Below are 25,447 nucleotides of genomic sequence, written 5' to 3' on the forward strand. Positions count from 1 at the left end.
CTCCTCCTGCCCTTCCGGGCAAGTCTCTGATGAACAGATATTCGGGAATTGTCGTATTTCCCGATTCGTGATATACTGAATCTGCCAAGATGGTATATCAGTGAATCTGATTATCAGAGAACTTGCTCAGATTATTTATCTGGGCTTTTTCTTTTGCCTTTTCAACATTCATCTCTTTCTTCTCCCAATCCGGTAACAGCATTTCCATTTTCATTATCCAGAAGATTTGCAATCTTTCTCTGCTGATTTGGATAAAGATGTCCATAAGTGTTCAATGTGATACGAATATCTTTATGACCTAATCTGTCCCGAATCAATAACGGTTCCACACCTTTCTCAATAAGATAAGCCACATGGCTGTGCCTGATATCATGCACTCGAATTTTCTTCACTCCTGCCAGCTCAATCTGCCGTTTCATCTTATGCTGTACCGCTTCCTGAACAACCGGAAATAATCTTTCTGTATCCGGCATTCCGTAATGACCATCTACAAATTCCTTAATTTCCTCTTTCAGAAATTCCGGAATTTCGATTGTCCGAAAGGACTGTTTTGTTTTCGGTTCTGTGATAATATCCTGCATTCCTGTCCGGTAATAAGTCTTATTGATACTAAGCTGATTCTTTTCAAAATTGATATCAGCTTTTGTAATCGCAAGCAGCTCCCCGATCCTGCATCCAGTCCAGAACAGCATCTCAAACATAAGATAATATCTTGTTCCCGGCTCCATTGTCTGTATAAACTGTTTGTACTCGTCCAGTGTCCAGAAGTTCAAACTTCTTGAATCTGAATTTCCCATTCGTTTCACTTTCTTGCATGGATTAACCGGCAAGTCATAGATTTTAGCTGCATGTGTAAACAGACTGGTCAACTGATTCTGAATCATTCTCAGATAAGAATCTGAATAGCCTTTTTTCTGAATTTCATTCTGCCACTGAATAATCTGTGAAGCCTTGATTTCACTCATCATCTGATTTCCGAAGTATGGAACGATATGCTGTTGCATCATATATCTTTTATTTTTGATTGTTCGATCTTTCAGATCATTTTGTTTGTCTGAAAAATAAATCTCAATAAAATCGCTCAGCTTCATATCCATACTTCGCTCATTGCTCAACTTTTTGCTTCGTTCAAACTCCAATGCTTCTCGCTTTGTTTCAAATCCACGCTTTCTGCGTTTTTTCTTCTCACCCATGACATTTGTCTCAAACCACTGGGCTGTCCATTTTTTTGTGTCTTTTTCTCTGTAAGCCATATTGATCCTCCCTAATTTTCTGCTATTTCATAGCCATACATCTTTTTTGCCCAAAACGCCTTTGGTATTCTTCCAGCCATCGTAATATATCCCTGTGCAGATAATTCTTTATTCATAGCTTTCACCAGTTTATAGGCATGAGATTTTGAGCAGTTTAATTCCTGTGCCACTTCATCAGCACTCATCATATAATTGTAACTTGCCATATTGCCTCCTCCTTTCCTCTCCAGATATAGAATACGTTTACTGTATTTCTATATCTGTACGATTTTCGTAAATTGATAATATCATGTATTTCTATCGTTGTCAATATTTCGTAAACACATTTTTACGAACTTCGTACACTATTTTTTCTTTATTTTATTCCACGTCTGTGTTATGATATTTTATAGATTTATGTTTTTCGTAATTTTCTAATATATGAAAAAGGAGGATTCTATGGGTGACGGTAAAAATTTAAAGAAATATCTTGATGAAAAAGGCACAAATGTCCGCAAAATTGCAAAGGCAACCGGAATCAGTGCTACAACCTTATATTCAATTATTCAAAAAGATTCCAATATTCGATTTGATTTTGCATTAAGACTTGCGAATGAATTGCAAATTGATGTGAATGAGATATGTTCTGCCAGTCCATTTTCTGGCACAATTAAGGAAGAAGAGATTTATCCTACACTTCCAGACGGTTTGAACGGAGCATTAGACGCAAGTCGTGTAAAGACTTACTTAAAAAATTCTATGTATCCGCTGATGTACCTTTTCGGTAAGAACAGTATGCCTGATGTAGATAATCTGCTTACATCGTTCTATCAGCTTGATGATGAATCCAGACAGGAAGTTGTGGAAACTATCCGTCTGAAATTACAATATCATCGTGATCCAGAACGTGCTGAACAAATCAAACAGATCAAAGGCTGGTAAAAAAATACTCCTGTGAATAGCAAACATTCGCAGGAGTTTCTTTTTGGCACCGTTTTGGCACCGCTGGTCTTATTTTTTAATTATAAATTTATCTGTATTTCATCTTGCTGATAAATGTTTCACTATTACTAACCTGATAAATTTACGAATAATTCTTTTCTTAGAGTACAGAAAAACCCCGGAAACCTTACGGTTCCGGGGTATCTTACGTTTGGACACAATGTACCTTGCGGTACTCAATATATATTAGTCAGTGATTACTCGATGATTGTAGCAACACGTCCTGATCCTACAGTACGTCCACCCTCACGGATAGCGAATGTAAGACCCTGGCTCATAGCGATTGGGTGGATGAGCTCGATTGTCATCTCTACGTTATCACCAGGCATGCACATCTCTGTACCAGCTGGAAGGTTACATACACCTGTAACGTCTGTTGTTCTGAAGTAGAACTGTGGACGATAGTTGTTGAAGAATGGTGTATGACGACCACCCTCGTCCTTTGTCAGAACGTAAACCTGTGCTGTGAACTTTGTATGACATGTAATTGAACCTGGCTTACAAAGAACCTGTCCTCTTACGATATCCTCTCTCTTGATACCACGAAGAAGGGCACCGATGTTATCACCAGCCTGACCTTCGTCAAGGAGCTTTCTGAACATCTCGATACCTGTTACTGTTGTCTTCTGGATCTCTGGCTTGATACCAACGATCTCAACTTCATCATTGAGGTGAATTACACCAGCCTCTACTCTACCAGTAGCAACTGTACCACGACCTGTGATTGTGAATACGTCCTCTACAGGCATGATGAATGGCTTATCTGTATCTCTCTGTGGATCTGGAATATATGAATCAATTGTATCCATAAGCTCCATGATCTTGTCTCCCCAAGGTCCCATTGGATCCTCAAGAGCCTTAAGAGCTGAACCCTTAACGATAGGACAATCATTGAATCCGTACTCCTCAAGCTGCTCTGTAACTTCCATCTCAACGAGCTCGATAAGCTCCTCATCGTCTACCATATCACACTTGTTAAGGAATACAACGATGTAAGGAACACCAACCTGACGTGAAAGAAGGATATGCTCCTTTGTCTGAGCCATAACACCATCAGTAGCAGCAACAACAAGGATAGCACCATCCATCTGAGCTGCACCAGTGATCATGTTCTTAACGTAATCAGCATGTCCTGGACAGTCAACGTGTGCGTAATGTCTCTTCTCTGTCTCGTACTCAACGTGAGCTGTAGAGATAGTGATACCTCTTTCTCTCTCCTCTGGAGCCTTATCAATGTTCTCGAAATCTGTAGCTGTGTTACCAGCAACTCTCTCTGAAAGAACCTTTGTGATAGCAGCTGTAAGAGTAGTCTTACCGTGATCTACGTGTCCGATTGTACCGATGTTACAATGTGGCTTACTTCTATTAAACTTTTCCTTTGCCATGATATAAAATCCTCCTTAAAAATTATACCCCACGCGGGTTACTCGGCTAAAAATCATTATATAGAAAATACTAGAGATTTTCAACCATTTTTTATCTCTTTATACCAGCAGGCTAACGATATGTAATCTTTAACCTGCCAGCATATATAATTTTTTATTTATATGACCTGAAAGACCAGGAAAATGTCTTTCGTCAAATATCTTACTTAGAATGCTCTGCGATAACCTTCTCCTGAATGCTCTTTGGACACTGAGCGTACTTCTCAAAGAACATTGAGTAGTTACCACGACCCTGTGTTGATGAACGAAGCTCTGTTGAGTATCCGAACATCTCTGCAAGTGGAACGAATGCTCTGACGATCTTACCACCGCCGATATCATCCATACCCTCGATCTGGCCTCTCTTAGCATTTAAGCTTCCGATTACATCACCGAGGTACTCCTCAGGCATTGTAACCTCAACCTTCATGATAGGCTCAAGAAGAACTGGGTCAGCCTTAGCCATAGCCTCCTTGAATGCCATAGAACCAGCGATGTGGAATGCCATCTCTGATGAATCGACCTCATGGTATGATCCATCGTATACGTTAGCATAAACACCAAGTACTGGGTAGCCGCCAAGGATACCAGCCTTAGCTGCCTCTTCGATACCCTCTCCAACTGCTGGGATGTACTCCTTAGGAATAGCACCACCGACAACTGTTGACTCGAACTTGAATGTCTCCTCACCGTTAGGATCCATAGGCTCGAACTTAACCTTACAATGACCGTACTGTCCACGACCACCTGACTGCTTAGCATACTTGCTGTCGATATCAACTGGCTTTGTGAATGTCTCCTTGTAAGCAACCTGAGGTGCACCAACGTTTGCCTCAACCTTGAACTCACGGAGAAGACGATCAACGATAACCTCAAGGTGAAGCTCACCCATTCCGGCAATGATTGTCTGTCCTGTCTCTTTGTCTGTATGAGCCTTGAATGTAGGATCCTCCTCAGCAAGCTTTGCGAGTGCCTCACCCATCTTACCCTGATCATTCTTGGTCTTAGGCTCGATAGCAAGCTCAATAACTGGCTCTGGGAATTCCATTGACTCAAGGATAACTGGATGCTGCTCATCACAGATTGTGTCACCTGTAGTTGTAAGCTTGAAACCTACAGCAGCTGCGATATCTCCTGAGTAAACCTTATCAATCTCTTTACGAGCGTTGGCATGCATCTGTACGATACGTCCTACACGCTCCTTCTTATCCTTTGTTGCATTCAGTACATATGAACCTGAGTTCAGTGTACCTGAGTAAACTCTGAAGAATGCAAGCTTTCCAACGAATGGATCTGTCATGATCTTGAATGCAAGAGCTGAGAATGGCTCATCATCTGATGAATGACGAACAACCTCGTTACCGTCTGGATCAACGCCTGTGATATCAGGGATATCTGTTGGTGCTGGCATGTACTCGATAACACCGTCAAGCATCTTCTGAACACCCTTGTTCTTGTAAGCTGAACCAAGGAATACAGGAACTGCCTCACATGCGATAGTTGCTCTACGAAGAACCTTCTTCATCTCATCGATTGATGGCTCCTCGCCCTCAAGGTACATCATCATTAAGTCGTCATCTAACTCGCAGATCTTCTCGACAAGGTTCTCATGCCACTTGTCTGCAAGCTCTTTAAGGTCATCAGGGATAGTTGTGATCTCGATGTCCTCGCCCTTATCATCTTTGTAGTAGTATGCTTCCATCTCGAACAGATCGATCAGACCGATGAAGTCTGACTCTTTTCCGATAGGGATCTGTACTGGAATTGCATTCTTGCCCAGACGATCAATGATTGTCTGAACTGAGTAGAAAAAGTCTGCACCCATTTTATCCATCTTGTTGATGAATGCCATACGAGGTACATTGTATGTGTCAGCCTGACGCCATACGTTCTCTGACTGAGGCTCTACACCAGCCTTAGCATCGAATACACCTACAGCTCCGTCAAGTACACGAAGTGAACGCTCAACCTCAACAGTGAAGTCAACGTGTCCCGGAGTATCGATGATGTTGATTCTGTGCTCTAACGCGCCAGCCTTTGGTTTGTGATGATCCTCAAGTGTCCAGTGACATGTTGTAGCAGCTGAAGTAATTGTTATACCTCTCTCCTGCTCCTGCTCCATCCAGTCCATGGTAGCTGTACCGTCATGAGTATCACCAATCTTATAGTTAACACCAGTATAGTATAAGATACGCTCTGTAAGAGTTGTCTTACCTGCATCGATATGAGCCATAATACCAATGTTTCTTGTTCTGTCCAATGGATATTCTCTTCCAGCCAACGGATTGTCCTCCTTTTGCTAATTTTCGTAACACATCTATTGTGTCCCATATACACATAAGCATGCATGCAAATGCATGCTCACACAGATAACTAGAATCTGTAGTGAGCGAATGCCTTGTTTGCCTCTGCCATCTTGTGCATGTCTTCTTTTCTCTTTACAGATGCACCTGTGTTGTTAGCTGCATCCATGATCTCCTTCGCAAGTCTCTCTTCCATAGTCTTCTCACTTCTTGCACGTGAGAAAGCTGTTAACCAACGAAGTCCGAGAGCCTGTCTTCTGTCAGGTCTTACATCGATAGGTACCTGGTATGTTGCACCACCGATACGTCTAGCCTTAACCTCGAGGAGTGGCATGATGTTGTTCATAGCCTCTTCGAATACCTCTAATGCAGGCTTACCAGTCTCTTCTGCGATACGATCAAATGCACCGTAGACGATCTTCTGTGCTACACCCTTCTTACCATCTAACATAATGTTGTTGATAAGCTTTGTAACGACCTTATTGTTGTAAATTGGATCCGCTAATACGTCTCTCTTTGCGATATGTCCTTTACGTGGCACGGTTCTTCCCTCCTTAATTATTTATTAAATCTTCGGTACTCACATTCTCTATATAATTATGGAATGTGTTCGTGCTGTTATCTGTCTTAATTGTTTCTATCTGAATTATTATCTATATAAAAACATGACCTTACCAGCACAAATTAGAATTGTGTTCTAGCATGTTTTATTTTGCATCCTTAGGACGCTTTGCACCATACTTTGAACGAGCCTGACGTCTCTTTGCTACACCTGCTGTATCAAGAGTACCTCTGATGATATGGTATCTTGTACCAGGTAAGTCCTTTACTCTTCCACCACGGATAAGTACAACGCTATGCTCCTGAAGGTTGTGACCCTCACCTGGGATATAACTTGTTACTTCGATTCCGTTTGAAAGACGTACTCTGGCGATCTTTCTAAGAGCTGAGTTAGGCTTCTTAGGAGTAGCTGTCTTAACTGCTGTACAAACTCCTCTCTTCTGTGGTGAGCTTGTCTCTACTGGCTTCTTCTTGAGTGAGTTGAAACTTCTCTGAAGAGCTGGTGCAGTTGACTTCTTCTCTACTGTCTGTCTTCCTTTTCTAACTAACTGGTTAAATGTTGGCATGTTTTCACCTCCTGTATATAAATTAAAAATGATAAAGCATGTTTTTACGCATGCTTTATCATTATATAGTCGAGTATTTTCTCTGTCAAGCATTTATTTGACAAATATTTTCTTAACGAACTCAAAGACTCTCTCTGTTTCCATTGCCAGTCTGGCTTGATCAAATTCTGTATAACCTTCATTTACAAGAAACGCCTGTCCCATTATATATTTGTGCATTTCCTCATTTATCTGATCTGCAACAATCTCATCACAGTGAAGTGTCTCAACTAACATCTTCTCTGTCCTGGTATCCTTAAACAGTCCATGTCCCGAGTCATTGTCTGCAACGAGCTGTCTGAACAACACCCTCTCACTGTCTGCAAACTCACAGACAATAGTGGTCTGGCTGACATAATCCGCATTCTCTTTCTTACACAGACTTGTCTTCAGGGAACCGTAAACCTCATTTATACGCTCTGTTGTAATCTCTATAACAGCTCCCATATCAACAAAATTCTCATATATTGGTTGTGTTGAACAGGAAATCTCTTTTGCCAGTTTTCTTGCTGTTATTGCGGCAATTCCTTCTCTTCTGGCAAGGTTATACGCCGCTTCTAATATACCTTCTTTATTGATTTTCTTTACAGCAGCCATATTATTCCATTTCTTTCTTACTAAATATTTCCAAAAAGAAATCCGGCATATCCTATTTCTCACAGGTATATCTGAATACCTTTATGAGAAATTGACATATCCCGGATTCCCCTTATATCCTTCATGTCGAGCAGCTTCGCAGCCACTACTTTTTTATATACATCCAAGCAAATGAGTGATTACTCTTCGTCAGCATCTCCGGCTGTATCGAGGGTCTCAAATACGATCTCCTCTGAATTTACATTCTCTAACTCTTCGTAATCATCTGTATCCTCATCTTCATCAAAGAAGTTAAGCTCTTCCATATCAGTGTCAAGCTTTACTGAACGATATCTCTTCATTCCTGTACCAGCAGGTATAAGCTTTCCGATGATAACGTTTTCCTTAAGTCCGATAAGTGGATCAACCTTACTCTTGATCGCAGCATCTGTAAGAACCTTTGTTGTCTCCTGGAATGATGCAGCCGACATAAATGAATCAGTTGCAAGTGATGCCTTTGTTATACCAAGCATTATCTGTGTTCCAGTTGCAGGCTCCTTGCCCTCTGCGATAAGCTTCTCATTTGTATCTTCAAACTCAAGCAGATCTGCCTGTGTTCCTGGAAGATAATCTGAATCTCCCGGCTCATCAATTATGATCTTCTTAAGCATCTGTCTTACGATGATCTCAATGTGCTTATCATTGATATCAACACCCTGAAGTCTGTAAACCTTCTGAACCTCACGGAGCATGTAATCCTGAACTGCACGAACACCCTTTATCTTAAGGATATCATGTGGATTAACTGATCCCTCTGTAAGCTCATCACCAGCCTCAAGTACCTGATCATCAAGAACTCTGATACGTGAACCATAAGGAATAAGATATGCCTTTGACTCACCTGTCTCATCGTTTGTTATGACAACCTCTCTCTTCTTCTTGTTGTCACGGAGCTGTACCTTTCCGCCAAACTCTGCAATGATCGCAAGTCCCTTTGGCTTTCTGGCCTCGAAAAGCTCCTCAACTCTTGGAAGACCCTGTGTGATATCGCCACCGGCAACACCACCTGTATGGAATGTTCTCATTGTAAGCTGTGTACCAGGCTCACCGATTGACTGTGCAGCGATAATTCCAACTGACTCACCAACCTGTACAGGCATTCCTGTTGCCATGTTCGCACCGTAGCACTTTGCACACACACCGAGGTGTGACTTACATGTGAGGACTGTTCTGATCTTAAGCTTTGCATCTGATCTTACAACTTCGTTTCCATCGTCATCCTTAACGGTGAATGGAACGCCGTTGGCATCGACACCCTTCTTAACAATGAGCTCAGCTCTCTTAGGAGTTACCATATGATTTATCTTGACAAGCATGTTGCCCTCTGCATCATATACAGACTCTGCAAGGTAACGTCCTGTGATTCTCTCCTGAAACTCCTCGATCATTTCCTTGCCCTCTCTGAAGGCCTCAATGACCATACCCGGAATTGAATCTCTTCCTATACTACAATCAGGCTCTCTGATTATAAGATCCTGTGATACATCTACAAGTCGTCTTGTCAGGTATCCTGAATCGGCTGTACGAAGAGCTGTATCTGACAGACCCTTACGAGCACCATGCGCTGAAATGAAATACTCCAGAACGTCAAGTCCCTCTCGGAAGTTAGACTTGATTGGGAGCTCAATGGTCTTACCTGTTGTATCTGCCATCAGTCCTCGCATACCTGCAAGCTGCTTGATCTGCTGATTAGAACCACGGGCTCCAGAATCAGCCATCATGAATATATTGTTATATTTATCAAGACCTGCGAACAGGAGATCCTGCAGATGCTTATCTGCCTTCTCCCAGATCTTAACTACTGCCTGATATCTCTCCTCGTCTGATACAAGACCACGTCTGAACTTCTTGGTGATTTGGTCAACGAGCTTCTGTGCATCCTCAAGGATATCCTTCTTCTCATCAGGCACCTTCATATCTGAAATAGATACTGATATAGCGCTTCTTGTTGAATACTTATATCCTATTGCCTTGACATCATCAAGAACCTCTGCAGTCTTTGTTGCACCGTGTGTATTGATACACTTGTCAAGGATTGGCTTGAGCTGCTTCTTTCCTACATGGAAATCTATCTCAAGCTTCAGAGCGTTCTCACGAACAGTTCTGTCTACATATCCGAGATCCTGTGGAATGATCTCATTGAAGAGAAGCTTTCCAAGTGTTGTATCGATAACACCTGTAACTTCCTCGCCCTCGAACTCACCGGTTCTTCTTACATGGATCTTGGTGTGAAGTGTAATTCCACCATTCTCATATGCAAGTATTGCCTCATTCTTGGACTTAAAATATCTTCCCTCTCCGATCTCGCCTTCCTTTTCCATTGTCAGATAGTAGATACCAAGTACCATATCCTGTGAAGGAACGGCAACAGGCGCACCATCTGATGGCTTCAGCAGGTTGTTAGGTGAAAGCAGAAGGAATCTACACTCAGCCTGTGCCTCTACTGTAAGTGGAAGATGGACAGCCATCTGATCTCCATCGAAATCGGCATTGAAGGCTGTACATACGAGTGGGTGAAGCTTTATAGCCTTACCGCCTACAAGCACTGGCTCAAATGCCTGGATTCCAAGTCTGTGAAGTGTAGGGGCACGGTTAAGCATAACCGGATGCTCCTTGATGACATCCTCAAGAATGTCCCAAACCTGTGGCTCAAGCTTCTCTACCATCTTCTTTGCCTGCTTGATATTGTTTGCCTTACCTGTAGCTGTAAGCTCCTTCATAACAAATGGCTTGAACAGCTCGATAGCCATCTCCTTAGGGAGACCGCACTGGTAAATCTTAAGCTCTGGTCCAACTACGATAACTGAACGTCCCGAGTAGTCAACTCGCTTACCAAGAAGGTTCTGACGGAAACGTCCCTGCTTACCTTTCAGCATCTCTGAAAGTGACTTCAGTGCTCTGTTACCAGGGCCTGTTACCGCACGTCCACGTCTACCGTTATCTATAAGTGCATCAACTGCCTCCTGAAGCATTCTCTTCTCATTTCTCACGATGATCTCAGGAGCACCGAGATCAAGGAGTCTGCGGAGACGATTATTTCTGTTGATGATTCTTCTGTACAGATCGTTGAGGTCTGATGTTGCAAATCTTCCACCTTCAAGCTGTACCATAGGTCTGATATCTGGTGGGATAACAGGTATTACATTCATGATCATCCACTCAGGTCTGTTCTCTGATGTTCTGAATGCCTCCATTACCTCAAGTCTCTTGATGATCCTTGTACGCTTCTGGCCGCTGCATGTCTCAAGCTCTTTCTTAAGCTCTGCGCTCTCGGCATCAAGGTCTATTGCCTTGAGAAGCTTCTGTATAGCCTCTGCGCCCATCTCTGCAACGAATGAACCGTAACCATACTCCTTCTCTGCCTCTCTGAACTCCTGCTCATTGAGGATCTGCTTGTAAGCAAGCGGAGTATCCTTTGGATCTGTTACTATATATGACGAGAAGTACAGTACCTTCTCAAGCACTCTTGGTGATATATCAAGGATCAGTCCCATACGGCTAGGGATTCCCTTGAAGTACCATATATGTGATACAGGAGCAGCGAGCTCAATATGTCCCATACGCTCTCTACGAACGTTGGACTTTGTTACCTCAACTCCACACTTATCACACACGATTCCCTTGAATCTGATCTTCTTGTACTTACCACAATTACACTCCCAGTCCTTCTGTGGTCCAAATATTCTCTCACAGAACAGACCGTCCTTCTCAGGCTTAAGTGTTCTATAGTTGATAGTCTCAGGGCGCTTTACCTCACCATGTGACCATTCTCTTATCTTTTCAGGAGATGCAAGTCCGATTTTTATTGCGTCAAAGTTCAATGACTTTTCCTGTTCTGCATTGTCTACATTGTATTCTGGCATCTTACAAAGCTCCTTTCTTATTCTTCCTCATTATTATCCATATAATCTGAATCGCCGAGGTCTTCCATATCACTTATATCGCCGTTCTCATCAACCTCTGAGAATCCGCTTGCCTGAAGCTCATCTGCGTCATCGCCTCTGAACACCTCAGGTGCATCGCTCTCATCCATATCATCGTCTCTGTCTGATGATCTGTCGCTGAGAAGTCTCTTGATACTTGTGTTGTAATCATAAGCTTCCATGGTCTCGCTGAGATCAACTTCAACCATCTTCTTGTTGCCTTCCTCGTCCTCTTCCTCTCTTACGACTCTTACATCAAGTCCGAGAGCCTGGAACTCCTTGAGAAGTACCTTGAATGACTCAGGCACACCAGGTGCTGGTATATTGTCGCCCTTGATAATAGCCTCATATGTCTTAACACGTCCTACAACATCATCAGACTTAACTGTCAGAATCTCCTGCAGTGTGTATGAAGCACCATAAGCCTCAAGAGCCCAAACCTCCATCTCTCCGAAACGCTGTCCACCAAACTGAGCTTTACCACCCAGTGGCTGCTGTGTTACCAGTGAGTACGGACCGGTTGAACGAGCATGGATCTTATCATCAACCAGATGGTGCAGCTTGAGGTAATGCATGTAACCGATAGTTACAGGGGCATCAAAGTTCTCACCTGTTCTACCATCACGGAGCTGAACCTTACCTGTTCTGTTGATAGGCACGCCCTTCCACTCTGCTCTGTGGTCTCTGTTCGTGTAGAGGTAATCCATAACCTCAGGCTTTACTGTATCCTTGTACTTAGCCTCGAAGTCTTCCCATGTACCATTTGCATAGTCATTGGCCATCTCCAGTGTATCCATGATGTCAAACTCTGTAGCACCATTGAATACAGGAGTGGATACCTTGAATCCAAGAACCTGTGAAGCAAGTCCGAGATGGATCTCGAGGACCTGTCCGATGTTCATTCGTGAAGGAACGCCCAGTGGGTTAAGCACGATATCAAGAGGACGTCCGTTTGGAAGGAATGGCATATCCTCAACAGGGAGCACTCGTGAAACTACACCCTTGTTACCATGACGACCAGCCATCTTATCTCCGACCTGGATCTTTCTCTTCTGTGCTATATATACTCTGACCTTCTTGTCTACGCCTGCCGGAAGATCGTCTCCATCAGCACGTGTAAATACCTTTGCATCTATAACAATACCGAATGCTCCGTGTGGAACCTTCAGTGATGTATCTCTTACCTCTCTTGCCTTCTCACCGAAGATGGCACGAAGAAGTCTCTCCTCTGCTGTCAGCTCAGTCTCTCCCTTTGGAGTAACCTTTCCAACGAGGATATCACCGGCACGAACCTCTGCGCCGATTCTGATGATACCATTCTCATCAAGATCCTTGAGGACATCATTTGACAGACCTGCAAGATCTCTTGTGATCTCCTCCTTACCAAGCTTGGTATCACGAGCCTCACACTCGTATTTCTCTATATGAATTGATGTGTATACATCATCCTGTACAAGTCTCTCGCTGAGAAGAACCGCATCCTCGTAGTTGTAACCTTCCCATGTCATGAAACCGATCAGTGGGTTCTTACCAAGTGCGATCTCTCCGCCAGATGTTGAAGGGCCATCTGCGATAACCTCTCCAGCCTTTACGTGGTCACCCTTGAACACGATAGGTCTCTGGTTCATACAGTTACCCTGGTTGCTTCGTGCAAACTTGATGATGTGATATACATCCTTTGTTCCATCCTCATCTGCTCTTACACAGACCTCTGTGCTGTTTGAATATTCTACAACACCGTCTCTCTTGGCAACAACGCAAACACCTGAATCTACAGCGGCCTTTGCCTCCATACCTGTTCCAACCACTGCTGACTCTGTCATCATAAGAGGAACCGCCTGACGCTGCATGTTTGATCCCATGAGGGCACGGTTAGCATCATCGTTCTGAAGGAATGGGATCATCGATGTAGCAACTGAGAATACCATCTTAGGTGATACATCCATGAGATCAACCTTTGACTTAGGGAACTCGGTTGTATCAGCTCTGAATCTTCCTGATACATTGTTCTTGACAAAGTGTCCATTCTCATCTATAGGCTCATTAGCCTGTACTACTCTGTATCTGTCCTCCTCGTCTGCTGTAAGGTAAACAACCTCATCTGTAACAACAGGGTTAGAAGGATCTGTCTTATCAAGCTTTCTATATGGAGCCTCAACGAAACCATACTCGTTGATACGCGCATATGTAGCCAGTGAGTTGATAAGTCCGATGTTAGGACCCTCAGGTGTCTCGATAGGACACATTCTACCGTAGTGTGTATAGTGTACATCTCGGACCTCGAATCCGGCTCTGTCTCGTGAAAGTCCACCAGGGCCAAGGGCTGAAAGTCTTCTCTTATGAGTCAGCTCTGACAGAGGGTTATTCTGATCCATAAACTGTGACAACTGTGAACTTCCGAAGAACTCCTTAACAGCAGCCGTTACAGGCTTGATATTGATAAGGGACTGAGGTGTGATAGACTCAGCATCCTGTGTTGTCATTCTCTCTCTTACAACTCTCTCAAGTCTTGAAAGACCGATTCTATACTGGTTCTGAAGAAGCTCTCCAACCGCTCTGATACGTCTGTTGCCCAGATGGTCGATGTCATCGTCATTACCAATGCCATACTCGAGGTGAATGTTGTAATTTATGGAAGCAAATATGTCTTCCTTTGTAATATGCTTTGGTACGAGGTCTGACATGTCTCTCTCTATGGCAGCCTTGAGCTTCTCTGTATCATCGCCATACTCCTCGAGGAGTCCCTCGAGAACCGGATAATATACTCTCTCCACAATGCCAAGCTCAGCAGGATCAAAATCCACATAGTTGGCAATGTTGACCATCATATTAGAAAGAACCTTAACGTTTCTCTCCTCTGTCTGGATCATAACATAAGGAACTGCTGCATCCTGAATTGTGTCTGCAAGCTCCTCTGATACTGTTGTTCCAGCTTCAGCGATAACCTCTCCTGTGCTAGGATCGATAGCATCCTCAGCAAGGACATGTCCTGCTATACGAGCCTTGAGAGCAAGCTTCTTGTTGAACTTGTAACGTCCAACCTTTGCAAGATCGTATCTTCTCGCATCAAAGAACATAGCATTAATAAGGCTCTCTGCATTCTCAACTACTGAAGGCTCGTCTGGTCTGATCTTCTTGTAAAGCTCTACCACGCCCTCTGCATATGACTTCGCAGGATCCTTGTTAAGACTCTCCATGATCTTTGGCTCCTCGCCAAATAAATCTATGATCTCCTGATCTGTTCCAAGACCAAGTGCACGGATAAGAACAGTCACAGGTACCTTTCTGGTTCTATCCACACGAACATAGAATACATCGTTGGAATCTGTCTCATACTCCAGCCATGCACCTCTGTTAGGAATTACTGTACATGCATACAGCTTCTTACCAACCTTATCATGTGTTATATCATAGTAAATACCAGGTGAACGCACTAACTGGCTTACTATAACTCGCTCTGCACCATTGATAACGAATGTTCCTGTCTCTGTCATAAGAGGAAGATCACCCATGAATATCTCATGATCTGACATCTCCTTAGCATCTCCGACTCTGAGTCTGACCTTGACTCTGAGAGGCGCCGCATATGTTGCATCTCTCTCCTTGCATTCCTCGATACTGTACTTCAAGTCATCTTTACAGAACTGAAAATCTACGAACTCAAGACTATACTGTCCAGAGTAATCAGTGATAGGAGAAATATCCCTGAATGCTTCCTTCAGACCGTCAGTTAAGAACCAGTTGTATGAATTCTTCTGAACCTCTATGAAGTTAGGCATCTCCAGGACGTCCTTCTGCTTAGCGTAGCTCATTCTGTAGCCTTTTCCAGACTTGACAGGACTAATTCTGTTCTTTTCCATCGACACATTCACCCCTTGGAATTTATTTTTATGCTTTTTAAGACAAACCTTAGTTTAAATAAGTGTTTTAAAGCCATTTATCACCATATTATGATGTGTATGCACACGAAGCCATAATAGTGACAGTTTACTATCCTAACAGCAAATGCAATATTTGTCAACTATATTTTGGAAATTTTTTAGATTTTTTTATTAATTGAGAAAAGATGTATAGAAAAACCGGCCCGGCGGGATGAGATCCATCTCCGCCAGGCCGAATAAAGTCTGATAATAAAATAAGGATCAAATTACTTTAATGTAACCTTAGCGCCCTCAGCCTCGAGCTTTGTCTTAGCTTCCTCAGCCTCTTCCTTAGTAGCGTCCTCCTTGATTACCTTTGGAGCACCATCTACAGCGTCCTTAGCTTCCTTAAGACCTAAGCCTGTAAGCTCACGAACAACCTTGATAACCTTAACCTTGTTAGGACCAACCTCTGTAAGCTCTACGTTGAATGAATCCTTCTCCTCGGCTGCTGCTGCACCGTCTGCACCTGCTGCTGCAACTACAACACCTGCTGCTGCTGATACGCCGAACTCCTCTTCACAAGCCTTAACTAAGTCGTTTAACTCTAATACTGATAAACCTTTGATTACTTCAATAATTTCCTGAGTTGTCATTATGTTTTTCCTCCATATAATATAATTTGTTATTTTGTAATGCATCCGCACATCATTCTCGTATCATGCGGATACCATTTGTCCATGATATAGACAGTTGAATATCTGACAGCATATGATCCCGGCAGTGCCGATATATACATCAGATGTTCTATCAGGCTTAATATTAAGCCTCCTTCTGCTCTGCGATCTGCTTGATAACACGAGCGAAGTTTGCGATAGGTGACTGGATACTTCCAAGGAACTTGGAAATAAGCGCGTCTCTTGAAGGGATCTTTGCAATAACCTGGATTCCTTCTGCATCGTAGAATGTACCTTCTACAACGCCGCCCTTAAGCTCAAGAGCTGGGGCATTCTTTGCGAAGTCTGCAAGAACTCTTGCAGCCGCTGTAGCGTCATCCTTGCAGATTGCAAGACCAGTTGGTCCCTCTAAACAACCCTTAAGGCCTTCGAACTCTGTTCCCTCGATAGCGAAGTTAACCATTGTGTTCTTGTATACCTTGTATACAACACCAGCTTCTCTTAAATTCTTACGGAGCTGTGTATCCTGCTCAACTGTAAGACCACGATAGTCTACAACTACTGCAGTAGCAGCGCCTTCAAGATTTGCCTTGATCTCTTCTACTATTGGCTTCTTTAACTCTACCTTTGCCATAATGCGCCTCCTTATTTTACTAATGACTGCACATTCCAAGATATAAAAAAACTCTCAAAGCCCTAAGACCTGAGAGTAGATTGTTAATTCAATAACGATATCTTTCCTCGGTAGGTGATATAACATCTTACGCCCTAGGGCACCTACTGTCTTCGGCAGTTCATCGTTGCTTAATGTAACACACTGCAAATGCAATGTCAACATTTTTTTTATTTTTTACCCGGCCTGACTCAAATCCGTTTATTGCCAGGCTCACGCTCACGCGCCAATCGTCTCATCCACAGCATTTGCTATTGCGTCTGCTATGGCTTCAAAATTGTAATCATACAGGTAATTGTCGTAATCGTTGTTGATAAAGCCTGTTTCTATGAGCACTGCGGGCATTTCAGTCCGGCGCAGCACCGCCAGCCCCGGCCTCTCATCAACATTTATATTTCGAAAGCCCAGCTTTTCAAGCTCGCTGTTGATCTCCTGTGCAAGATTGTATTTCACTCCGCTTTTATCGTAGACAAGGGTCTGCACTCCGCTGTACTTGTTGGCCTCCGGTGCAGAGTTGCGGTGAAGCGATATAAAATAATCTGCTCCGCTCTCATTTCCCTTCTGTGCTTTGCGGACCGGAGAATCGTATACATCCTCCGTTCTGGTGTATACCACATCATATCCCCTGCGGGTGAGTTCATCCCCAAGTGCCAGCGCCAGGTTCAGGTTATCGTTTTTCTCAAGCCTGCCCTCATACGATGCACCGTTGTCATATCCGCCGTGCCCGGCATCTATCATAATTTTTGTTGCCATATAAAACATCCAGCCCCGGTTGTTTATTCCATTTATAATATGTAACAACCGAGGCTGTGATAACACGTTTATTCAAGGTTTATTATTTGAACCAGAGATCCAGATCCACGTCTCCGGATATACCGTCAACGGTTCCGGACTCGGTGTACTGCCATCCTGTATATTTGTATGGGAAATTAGGAACATTTGCATAGTGTGCAAGCCACAGCTCGTAATCCCCGAGTCTGTCCATGTCAAGGCACTGTGCGAACATATTCCTGCTGGCATATATCATCGGCGTGTAGCCTGCCGCCTTTATCGTCTCGCAGAAGCCGACTATGCCATCCGTTCTCTCATCATTCGATGCGTTGTCGCCTCTCGCCTCACTGTCGCCGATAAGCTCCGAGTCGATAACTATAGGATACTTGACGTTCATCTTGCCTATCTGTTTGAGGACAAAATTCGCTTCCTCTACACCCTCGTCATATGTTATCGCCTGGGTGAAGAAGTAAAGCCCTGTCGGTATTTTGTATTTGATGACGGCCGCCTTGCTGTCCTCAAAGCTTGAATCCAGCATCAGTCCGCCCTGCGTGTAGCCTCTGTAACCCACTCTGAGCATAACAAAATCTATGTCTTTGTTCTTCGCCAGAGTCTCCCAGTCTATGTCTGACTGGAATGTTGACAGATCCACACCCACCAGTGTGTCCTTTATATTGTCATCGCTGTAATGCATATATCCATCGTCGCCCGTGTAGAACTTCTCAACATCGAGATTGTTTCTCTCCACCTTGTCGCTGATCTTGTACAGCAGCGCATCAGGGCCGAGTTCTCCGACATTGATGTACGCTGTCGGTATATAGTTCCAGTAATTGTCATATATAAGACTGGTTATCTCCGTATCCTCGAGCGTATATCCCGATTCATAGGAAAGCCCCGGAGATGCCTTGGAGTTGGTAAATCCTCCCGATCTTCCTATAAATATTCCTATAACAATTCCAGCAATAAGACATACCGATCCAACCAGTATGCACCAGTTTCTGGTAAATTTCTTTATCTGTTGTGTGTCCATATCTCTACCTGTCTCTTCCTTCTTAGCTTAGTCCGCCTTAGTCCGCATACACTGATTACATATTATCAAGGAAATGTTCCGTGCCAAGCCGCAAATGTATGACCTTGTCATACTTCTTCTTTATGGCATGTCTGAACCTTCTCGCCTCTCTGTGTGAGAACATTCTCTCAAGATCCGCTTCTCTGAGTATCGGTTCATCACAGAGTATCTTGTACTTGATGTTCCAGTCATACATAAGACTTGTGCAGTTATCTATGCTCACCCGCAGCATCGTTCCTTTGTTTTTACCCATGAACACGCTTCTGTTCCATCTATGTTTTGCAACCGAATTCTTGGCATCAAATACAACCTCAGCCCCCGGATACTTCTTCCATATCGCATCCAGGAACAACTTCAGCTTGTCCTTGTCAAAATATCTCATCATATCGTATACAACAAACAGGATCGCCACATCCTGAGGCTTCTGCACTTCATCAAGCCATTCGTAATCAAATATTGAACTTCCTATGTTGACCTCTCTGTCCCGGATCTCCATGTATTTTCTTCTTATATCTATGCGCTCCGGGAGATCAACATTGTACCACTTTATACGGCCGTTATCCACACGGGAAAACATGGTATCCAGTTCGCATCCGACATTGACGATAATTCCGTCCGCATATCTGTTTATGAAGTTTCGAACCCTCTCGTCCACAGCGACCAGCCTCTCCATCATGACTGTCCTGTCGTAAAATGTGTATCTGGCATTCCTCTTCTTATGCTCGATGCCTAATTTGTCCGTGAGCTTTATGGCCTCGTTGTCCTCATATAACTTTGGATAACGCTCCGCCATCATCGCTCTGCACCAGATGTCATTCTCTATGTCAGCAGGTACAAAATCCGAATCTCCCTTGATGCAGCCGGCGATCTTCTTCATGATGGTCTTGCACTCCGGTATGAGGGGATGCTCGAGATAATCGTGTGTCACCGCATAATACTGATAGTAATGCACCTTCATATTCGTCCTGCTCGCGTTATCATACAGCCTTCTGGCATAGCAGTTGAGCATGTCGTCATTTGTCGTGAATATATCCATCTCATCGCATATATCCGTTATGTCGTAATACACGGGACTTGTCATATCCGTCCTGCCCGCCGCATCCTTCACCCAGTAAGCAGAGAGGAAATGCTTTATCCCCGGCGTGTAGTAATATCTGTACATAAAACGGCTCTTGTCACTCATCTTCTGTTCAAGCTCCGTGTCCTCAAATTCCGTGTCAAGAACCGGGGAGCACAGTATGAGCTTGTCCGGTCTTCTCCTGCCCTTCTTCCACAACTGTATGGCAAGCGATAACGCCAGACAGCCTCCGGATGAATGTCCGAGAAGCACCAGACGCTGGACATCCTCCGAGTCACATAGCTTGTCATACGCACCCGTAAGCATATCCAGTGCCTCTGTCACCGAATGCTCCGGCGCAAGCGGGTATATCGGAACCACCGCCCCATAGCCGGTTCTCTCCACCGTGTCGAACACAAACTTCCATTCATTGTGTGTTATCCTCGACACAAATCCTCCGCCGTGTATATACATGAAGAACTCCGTCGCCCTGCCGTCTTTAGGCATCACATAAAAGCACAGTCCGTCCTTCTCAAACACCGATCTGACCTTAAACTTATCTTCATTATAAGAAGGCGGATTATAATCCTCTTTTTTGTGAAGCTTAACCGCTGTTTTATATATGTCAGAGGCTTTCATATGCCTGTCATCAAGCATGACGTGCCCCATCTTTTCTATTGCAATAGTTAAGTAATTCTGACTCTCCATTGTCCACCTTTCCAAATGTCCGGTCTACAACTCTCTTTCAGTTATTTTTGCACATGTCAATAATATAATCAAGAAATGATTTTATTTACTGTTGCAATATTGTCAATTTATGATATTATAATTGCGGTAAACAGGATGCATACAGCATAGAAAGGCAAATCTTATGAATATTACGATGTTAAAGAGTAAGATACACCGCGCAGTTGTAACTCAGGCTGAGCTCAATTACGTAGGCAGTATAACTGTAGATTCTGAGCTTTTAAAGGCCGCCGGAATCCTTGAGTATGAATTAGTACAGATTGTTGACATAGAAAATGGTAATCGTTTCGAGACATACACCATAGCAGGAGAGCCGGGATCAGGAGTTATGTGCCTCAACGGTGCTGCTGCCCGTCAGGTCCAGGTCGGAGATCACATCATTCTCATGTGCTACGCATCAATGACACCTGAGGAGGCAAAGGAGCACACGCCTAAGGTCGTATTTGTAAATGATGACAACTCCATCTCACGTATTACCGATTACGAGAAGCACGGAGAGCTTTTCAGCTAGATCATATATAGAATAAAAAGAACTATTCGTTTTAACTAAAGACGAATAGTTCTTTTTTATATTCGGATATGACCGGTCTTATCTGTCGGCATCCTCAAGGATAAGTCTGCACATCTCCGGCACATTTACCTCATCCATAATTATATCTGCTTTTATGTCTCTGTCAGCATCATCCACCGGGGATATATTGGAGTGTACATAACAGGTGTGGAGTCCGACCTGCTTCGCCGCCAGCACATCACATACCGCGTCATTTCCCACCATTATGGATCTGTTCGGATTGATATGATTTCTGTCCAGGAGCTGCTGATAGAACGCTGCATCCGGCTTCATTGCACCGAAATCCGAAGAGAGCGATATATCTGTAAAATATCCCTCTATGCCAAGTGATTGAACCTCAGGGAAGGTGAAAACTCTCTGTGCATTTGACAGGACGTATAATTTCTTTCCGGCCTGCTTGAGCTGTTCGAGCATATCCGTCACGCCGTCATACAGTCTTATATATCCTGTAGACGCCTTGCGGAACTCCTGAGCCGCAGCCACTGTCAGCTCTGCACAGTCGGACGGTGTCTGATCTTTTTTCAACGTGAGCTGCTCAAATACCTCAAGTATCTGTATCTCAGGGAATTTGAACCTCTTCTTTGCCATGGCCTGTTCTGCGCGTCTGATCTGTCTCTTGTACCTTGATCTGAGTCCTGCCGGATTGTATTTCACTCCGTGCTGCGCATAGAACTCACACATATGTTTCCACACAGCGATGTCCTCCTCATCAGTGTGAATGTCTATCAATGTTCCATATAAGTCAAATATAATATTGTCGTACACGTCATACCTCCGGGTAATTCTTTATTTTTTAGCGATAGCAGGCTCTCGCACCGCCAATGTATTTTGCACGGGTTCTCGCCATAACCACATGTGCACTTCCAACCATGCTGTGCTCAGATCTGACCGGAACGGCCACCGGCGCAAGATGCATGCCTATGAGAGTATCTCCTATATCAATGCCTGCCTGTGCCTGTATAGCCTCGATAGCCACTGGCTCCTTCATATCTGCGTATGCCGCTGTGGCAAATGAACCACCCGCCTTGAGCTGTGGCACAACATTGACTATCGGTATCCTGTTCGCCTTTGCATATTCCTTCTCAACTATTATTGCCCTGTTCAGATGTTCACAGCACTGCGCCGCCATGTAGACACCTGTGTCTTTGAGTTCATCGAGTATTGCTCCCGCTATACATTTGCCGATCTCCTCACTGGAGAATGAGCCTATCCTCATATTTGCAACTTCGCTGGATGAGCAGCCGACCACCAGTGCATCGCCGGGTTCAAGTCCCGCAACTGCAAGAAGATCCTTCACTGCGCCGCGGACCTCATCTTTGATCTCCTTCAAATGGTCAAAGGCTTCTGTTGAAACGCCCTGTCCCGCAGGTCTGAGTCCTTCCTCAATGCTCGTAGGTTCAGCTTTCTCCGGCTCAGAAATATCCTGAACCTCCTCATATTCATCCTTATCTATGGACACCGGCACACCGGTCTTGCCGAGCACAGTCACGCCGCCGTACCATGTGCTGTCCACCTTGAGCACATCGCCCACTTCATATTCCATTGAGTATTCATCTTTCTTTTTTATTATCTTCACCATCTTTGCCATGTCACAGATCTCCTTTCCTGTACATTTACATTTACATTTACATGCGCTTTATTATCTTATATAGAAGAGAGCCATACATAACTCTCATAACCTCTTCGTATTCGTCCCGTGTCACGTACTCTCCGTAGGTCATCATCTCATATGTAACACCGGCTTCTCTGACCTGGTAATCCAGGCAGGACAGGCCATTGCGCTCGTAGAACGCCTTTCTCCGGCACCTCTGGTCGTAATTCGGCGCATTCTCATCAAGGGGCTCGATATTCAGAAACAGCTTCTGATCCGGATACTCTGCTCTCACCTTTTTTAATATTGCAGAGCCGTATCCACCATCTCTTGCCGATTCATCTATCGCAAGGAACATGAGCGTTTTCACCCTGTCATCACCTATCACATATGTCAGTCCGACAAATCTGCCCGAGTCCACAACCGCACGAAACCTCGCCTTTCCCTGTCTGCATCTTCTGGTGAGCATCCACATAGGAGGTCTTTCTTCCCTTGGGAACGCAGTCACGAACAGGTGCTTTACCTGTTTTCTATAATCATCAATATCAACAAATTTTAATTCCATATTATAACCTTCTAAGCTCAGTCGTCCTATCTGTCAACATATTTTATCTGAACATCGCCCGATGTGGTATCGACAATGCACTTGTTTTCATTTGCCATATGGGGCTCAGGTATGTCCACCTCTCCGCTCTTGCTGTTCACAAGGAAACGTTTCTCCGACAAGAATGATATATCCACGTTACCACTCTCCGTCGCAAACCAGAGCATATGTCCATCGCACGCATCTACATTTATATCTCCTGAAGATGTCATGAACTGTCCAACCTTTGCCGCCTTTATATTATACCCCTCAAGCAAACCCTTGCCCGCGGATATTATGACATTGTCGCCGTGGACGTTCATTATCGAAAAGTCGCCGCTGCTGCCATTCACCTTCACACTGTCCGCATCCACAGAAGCCATGGTGACCTCACCGGAATCTGTGACGACATTTACATTTTCTGCGGTTATATTGGACAGATACGCTCCGCCATTCACCTCAGTTACTTCAAATGTCCCACAGGATATCTGCACACTGGACACCAGAGTTCCCGTCTTCGAGGTCATGGATATATCTCCATACTCTCCCTCCGGTATACTCACCACGACATAAGGATCGTCTCCAAAGCCCATGTCTGAGCCAAATGTCCTGTTGTCGGCACAGGTCATGACAAGCGCATCATCCTGCACCATCACGGAATGTATGACGTCGGGCGAATCGAAATATGTGACGTGACATTTGTCATCGTCGGATTCCACCAGTTTCACATCCATGTCGTCTGCCACCTGTATGTTAATGTCCCGGAACTTCTCAGTTATGATCATCTCTTTTTCTGTGTAAGAGTTTTTCGCTTTTGCCTTTTTTTCTTCTTTCATCGTCATACGCGCCTGTCTTCCAAGCCCGGCGGATATGATCACCGCAGTCAGCATGACTCCGACCACCAGAACAACTATGGCCCGCATGATCCATTTTGCAACTTTCAAATGCATTTACCTCAATACAAATATGTTTTACATCCAACCCATTATATATACAAAACGGATGTATTGCAAATCCTGCAATACATCCGCGTGTTGTAACTCTATAATTCTATATATCCAGTGCCATGTGGTTCATTATTTCTTAACCACAGTATTTTTTGCAGCACTCCATGTTGAATAATATGTCACCTTGCCGGTATCCTGTGCCCAAGCGGTCACTTCCGGCATATTCACCGAGGTCAGCATCATAGCCGCCGACAGTGCAAATGCCATAAATCATTTCATCCTTCTCATAAGCCGCTCCTTTTATTCACATAATTTTTTTGACAACATTCTGGAAAAATTATACCGCCGATGGAACCAGGCCCCTCCACTATCTCTGCCTAAAATAGAAAAAATCCACAGGTCGGCTGACATTTGCCAGATATCCTGTGGATCCTTAGACTTCATTATCACTATACAATTATTTCCCCAGCGTGTTCGCCCTGTTGTCGATATTCTTCTGGAAGTTGATGACCTTATGGTCGTATGGCTCATCCATCAGCTTGGACTGGATCATAAAGTCCGCTGTGGCTTTGTTGTTCGCCATCGGTATGTCGTACACCTGAGCGATACGGAGCAGAGCCTTCACATCCGGATCGTGTGGAGCTGCGGTCAGGGGATCCGAGAAGAAAACCACGAAATCTATCCTTCCCTCAACAATCTTCGCACCTATCTGCTGGTCTCCTCCAAGCGGACCGCTGTTGTAGCCCTTCACCTGAAGATTTGTCCTGTCTGTTATCATGCGGGCTGTGGTTCCCGTTCCGCACAGCTCATGCCGGCTCAATATGTTCCTGTTGTCCTCGCACCATTTGATGAGTTCTTCCTTCTTCGCATCATGGGCGATAAGAGCTATTCTCTTCTGCTTTGGTATGGTCATTGTGATGTAATCTGCACTCATGTCTGTACCTCCTGTTCCTGCTATTTGCGAGCATTACTCCCATACCCTTACTCTACCCAATCCATCCATCATTTTCAATATAAAACACTATAATACAGAAAAAATTTACTGCATTATTACATTTGCAATTTTGCCGAACTTTCCTCTGTTTTTTCTCCCATCTGTGTGGTATTCTCTTATAGGACGCTTTATAAATTTAAGTATTCTTACTTATTACATTATTTCATAAAGAGATACACAGACAAAACCATATGTCTGTTCAATTATAGTTTAAGGAGATT

The 25,447-nt window shown here is 44.0% G+C and carries 22 protein-coding genes and 1 other annotated feature; of the genes, 2 read left to right on the plus strand and 20 right to left on the minus strand.

The features are described 5' to 3' along the window. Window positions 1-161: 161 nt before the first annotated feature. The gene (locus tag GT575_RS13620) at window positions 162-1,253 is read right to left on the minus strand and encodes a site-specific integrase (RefSeq protein WP_004850597.1); all 1,092 of its coding nucleotides are present in this window, start codon (window positions 1,251-1,253) and stop codon (window positions 162-164) included. Window positions 1,254-1,264: 11 nt separating this feature from the next. Next, entirely contained in the window at window positions 1,265-1,459 is a 195-nt protein-coding gene (locus GT575_RS13625; RefSeq protein ID WP_008373537.1) for a hypothetical protein, read from the minus strand. A gap of 232 nt (window positions 1,460-1,691) precedes the next feature. On the opposite strand from GT575_RS13625, the gene GT575_RS13630 reads away from it, so the two are divergent. Next, on the plus strand, window positions 1,692-2,174 hold the full coding sequence (locus tag GT575_RS13630) for a helix-turn-helix domain-containing protein (RefSeq protein ID WP_008790928.1): 483 nt from the start codon (window positions 1,692-1,694) through the stop codon (window positions 2,172-2,174). Window positions 2,175-2,431: 257 nt separating this feature from the next. Here GT575_RS13630 and tuf read toward each other — a convergent pair whose 3' ends face one another. The 12 genes from tuf to GT575_RS13690 form a co-directional block, all read right to left on the minus strand. Further along, on the minus strand, window positions 2,432-3,619 hold the full coding sequence (gene tuf / locus GT575_RS13635) for an elongation factor Tu (RefSeq protein ID WP_004850603.1): 1,188 nt from the start codon (window positions 3,617-3,619) through the stop codon (window positions 2,432-2,434). A gap of 202 nt (window positions 3,620-3,821) precedes the next feature. Next, window positions 3,822-5,939: an elongation factor G gene (fusA, locus tag GT575_RS13640; RefSeq protein WP_071849530.1), complete on the minus strand. Its 2,118-nt coding sequence runs from the start codon at window positions 5,937-5,939 to the stop codon at window positions 3,822-3,824. Window positions 5,940-6,031: 92 nt separating this feature from the next. After that, entirely contained in the window at window positions 6,032-6,502 is a 471-nt protein-coding gene (gene rpsG, locus GT575_RS13645) for a 30S ribosomal protein S7 (protein WP_004850607.1), read from the minus strand. A 166-nt stretch (window positions 6,503-6,668) separates the two neighbouring features. After that, window positions 6,669-7,088 (minus strand): 30S ribosomal protein S12, encoded by a 420-nt coding sequence (gene rpsL / locus GT575_RS13650; protein WP_004850608.1) that lies wholly within the window; start codon window positions 7,086-7,088, stop codon window positions 6,669-6,671. A gap of 93 nt (window positions 7,089-7,181) precedes the next feature. Beyond that, on the minus strand, window positions 7,182-7,724 hold the full coding sequence (locus GT575_RS13655) for a hypothetical protein (RefSeq protein ID WP_015534191.1): 543 nt from the start codon (window positions 7,722-7,724) through the stop codon (window positions 7,182-7,184). A gap of 179 nt (window positions 7,725-7,903) precedes the next feature. Further along, window positions 7,904-11,626 (minus strand): DNA-directed RNA polymerase subunit beta', encoded by a 3,723-nt coding sequence (gene rpoC, locus GT575_RS13660; RefSeq protein ID WP_015534192.1) that lies wholly within the window; start codon window positions 11,624-11,626, stop codon window positions 7,904-7,906. Between the two features lie 17 nt (window positions 11,627-11,643). Continuing rightward, entirely contained in the window at window positions 11,644-15,546 is a 3,903-nt protein-coding gene (gene rpoB, locus GT575_RS13665; protein ID WP_022216760.1) for a DNA-directed RNA polymerase subunit beta, read from the minus strand. Between the two features lie 287 nt (window positions 15,547-15,833). Beyond that, window positions 15,834-16,202, minus strand: a complete 369-nt coding sequence (rplL, locus tag GT575_RS13670) for a 50S ribosomal protein L7/L12 (RefSeq protein ID WP_015534196.1) — start codon at window positions 16,200-16,202, stop codon at window positions 15,834-15,836. A 166-nt stretch (window positions 16,203-16,368) separates the two neighbouring features. Then, window positions 16,369-16,857, minus strand: a complete 489-nt coding sequence (rplJ, locus tag GT575_RS13675) for a 50S ribosomal protein L10 (RefSeq protein WP_015534197.1) — start codon at window positions 16,855-16,857, stop codon at window positions 16,369-16,371. Window positions 16,858-16,893: 36 nt separating this feature from the next. After that, window positions 16,894-17,031 (minus strand) — a sequence feature (ribosomal protein L10 leader region). Between the two features lie 84 nt (window positions 17,032-17,115). Then, a complete protein-coding gene (locus GT575_RS13680) occupies window positions 17,116-17,649 on the minus strand; it encodes an N-acetylmuramoyl-L-alanine amidase family protein (RefSeq protein ID WP_161172228.1) in 534 nt (177 codons plus the stop codon). An 82-nt stretch (window positions 17,650-17,731) separates the two neighbouring features. Next, window positions 17,732-18,697, minus strand: a complete 966-nt coding sequence (locus tag GT575_RS13685) for a glycoside hydrolase family 25 protein (protein ID WP_055147774.1) — start codon at window positions 18,695-18,697, stop codon at window positions 17,732-17,734. A gap of 55 nt (window positions 18,698-18,752) precedes the next feature. Next, window positions 18,753-20,501 carry an alpha/beta hydrolase fold domain-containing protein gene (locus GT575_RS13690; RefSeq protein WP_161172229.1) on the minus strand — a complete coding sequence of 583 codons (1,749 nt, stop codon included), beginning with the start codon at window positions 20,499-20,501 and terminating at the stop codon, window positions 18,753-18,755. Between the two features lie 163 nt (window positions 20,502-20,664). Here GT575_RS13690 and panD point away from each other — a divergent pair, with 163 nt between their 5' ends. Beyond that, window positions 20,665-21,051, plus strand: coding sequence for an aspartate 1-decarboxylase (panD, locus tag GT575_RS13695; protein ID WP_015534201.1), 387 nt, complete (start codon window positions 20,665-20,667; stop codon window positions 21,049-21,051). Between the two features lie 78 nt (window positions 21,052-21,129). Here the strand turns inward: panD and GT575_RS13700 are convergent, their stop codons facing one another. From GT575_RS13700 to GT575_RS13725, 6 genes are all read right to left on the minus strand, one after another. Further along, window positions 21,130-21,876 carry an HAD family hydrolase gene (locus GT575_RS13700; protein ID WP_158564600.1) on the minus strand — a complete coding sequence of 249 codons (747 nt, stop codon included), beginning with the start codon at window positions 21,874-21,876 and terminating at the stop codon, window positions 21,130-21,132. A gap of 28 nt (window positions 21,877-21,904) precedes the next feature. Continuing rightward, on the minus strand, window positions 21,905-22,441 hold the full coding sequence (locus tag GT575_RS13705; protein WP_161172242.1) for a TIGR01440 family protein: 537 nt from the start codon (window positions 22,439-22,441) through the stop codon (window positions 21,905-21,907). Between the two features lie 295 nt (window positions 22,442-22,736). Next, window positions 22,737-23,267: a GNAT family N-acetyltransferase gene (locus tag GT575_RS13710; RefSeq protein WP_055147780.1), complete on the minus strand. Its 531-nt coding sequence runs from the start codon at window positions 23,265-23,267 to the stop codon at window positions 22,737-22,739. A gap of 26 nt (window positions 23,268-23,293) precedes the next feature. Then, on the minus strand, window positions 23,294-24,229 hold the full coding sequence (locus GT575_RS13715; protein ID WP_161172230.1) for a DUF4097 family beta strand repeat-containing protein: 936 nt from the start codon (window positions 24,227-24,229) through the stop codon (window positions 23,294-23,296). A 132-nt stretch (window positions 24,230-24,361) separates the two neighbouring features. Further along, the gene (locus GT575_RS13720) at window positions 24,362-24,499 is read right to left on the minus strand and encodes a hypothetical protein (RefSeq protein ID WP_015534204.1); all 138 of its coding nucleotides are present in this window, start codon (window positions 24,497-24,499) and stop codon (window positions 24,362-24,364) included. Between the two features lie 190 nt (window positions 24,500-24,689). Next, window positions 24,690-25,166 carry a methylglyoxal synthase gene (locus GT575_RS13725; protein ID WP_015534205.1) on the minus strand — a complete coding sequence of 159 codons (477 nt, stop codon included), beginning with the start codon at window positions 25,164-25,166 and terminating at the stop codon, window positions 24,690-24,692. Window positions 25,167-25,447 lie beyond the last annotated feature (281 nt).

Origin of the sequence: Coprococcus sp. BIOML-A2 (genome assembly GCF_009875795.1) — a bacterium.
Lineage (GTDB): Bacteria > Bacillota > Clostridia > Lachnospirales > Lachnospiraceae > Coprococcus > Coprococcus aceti.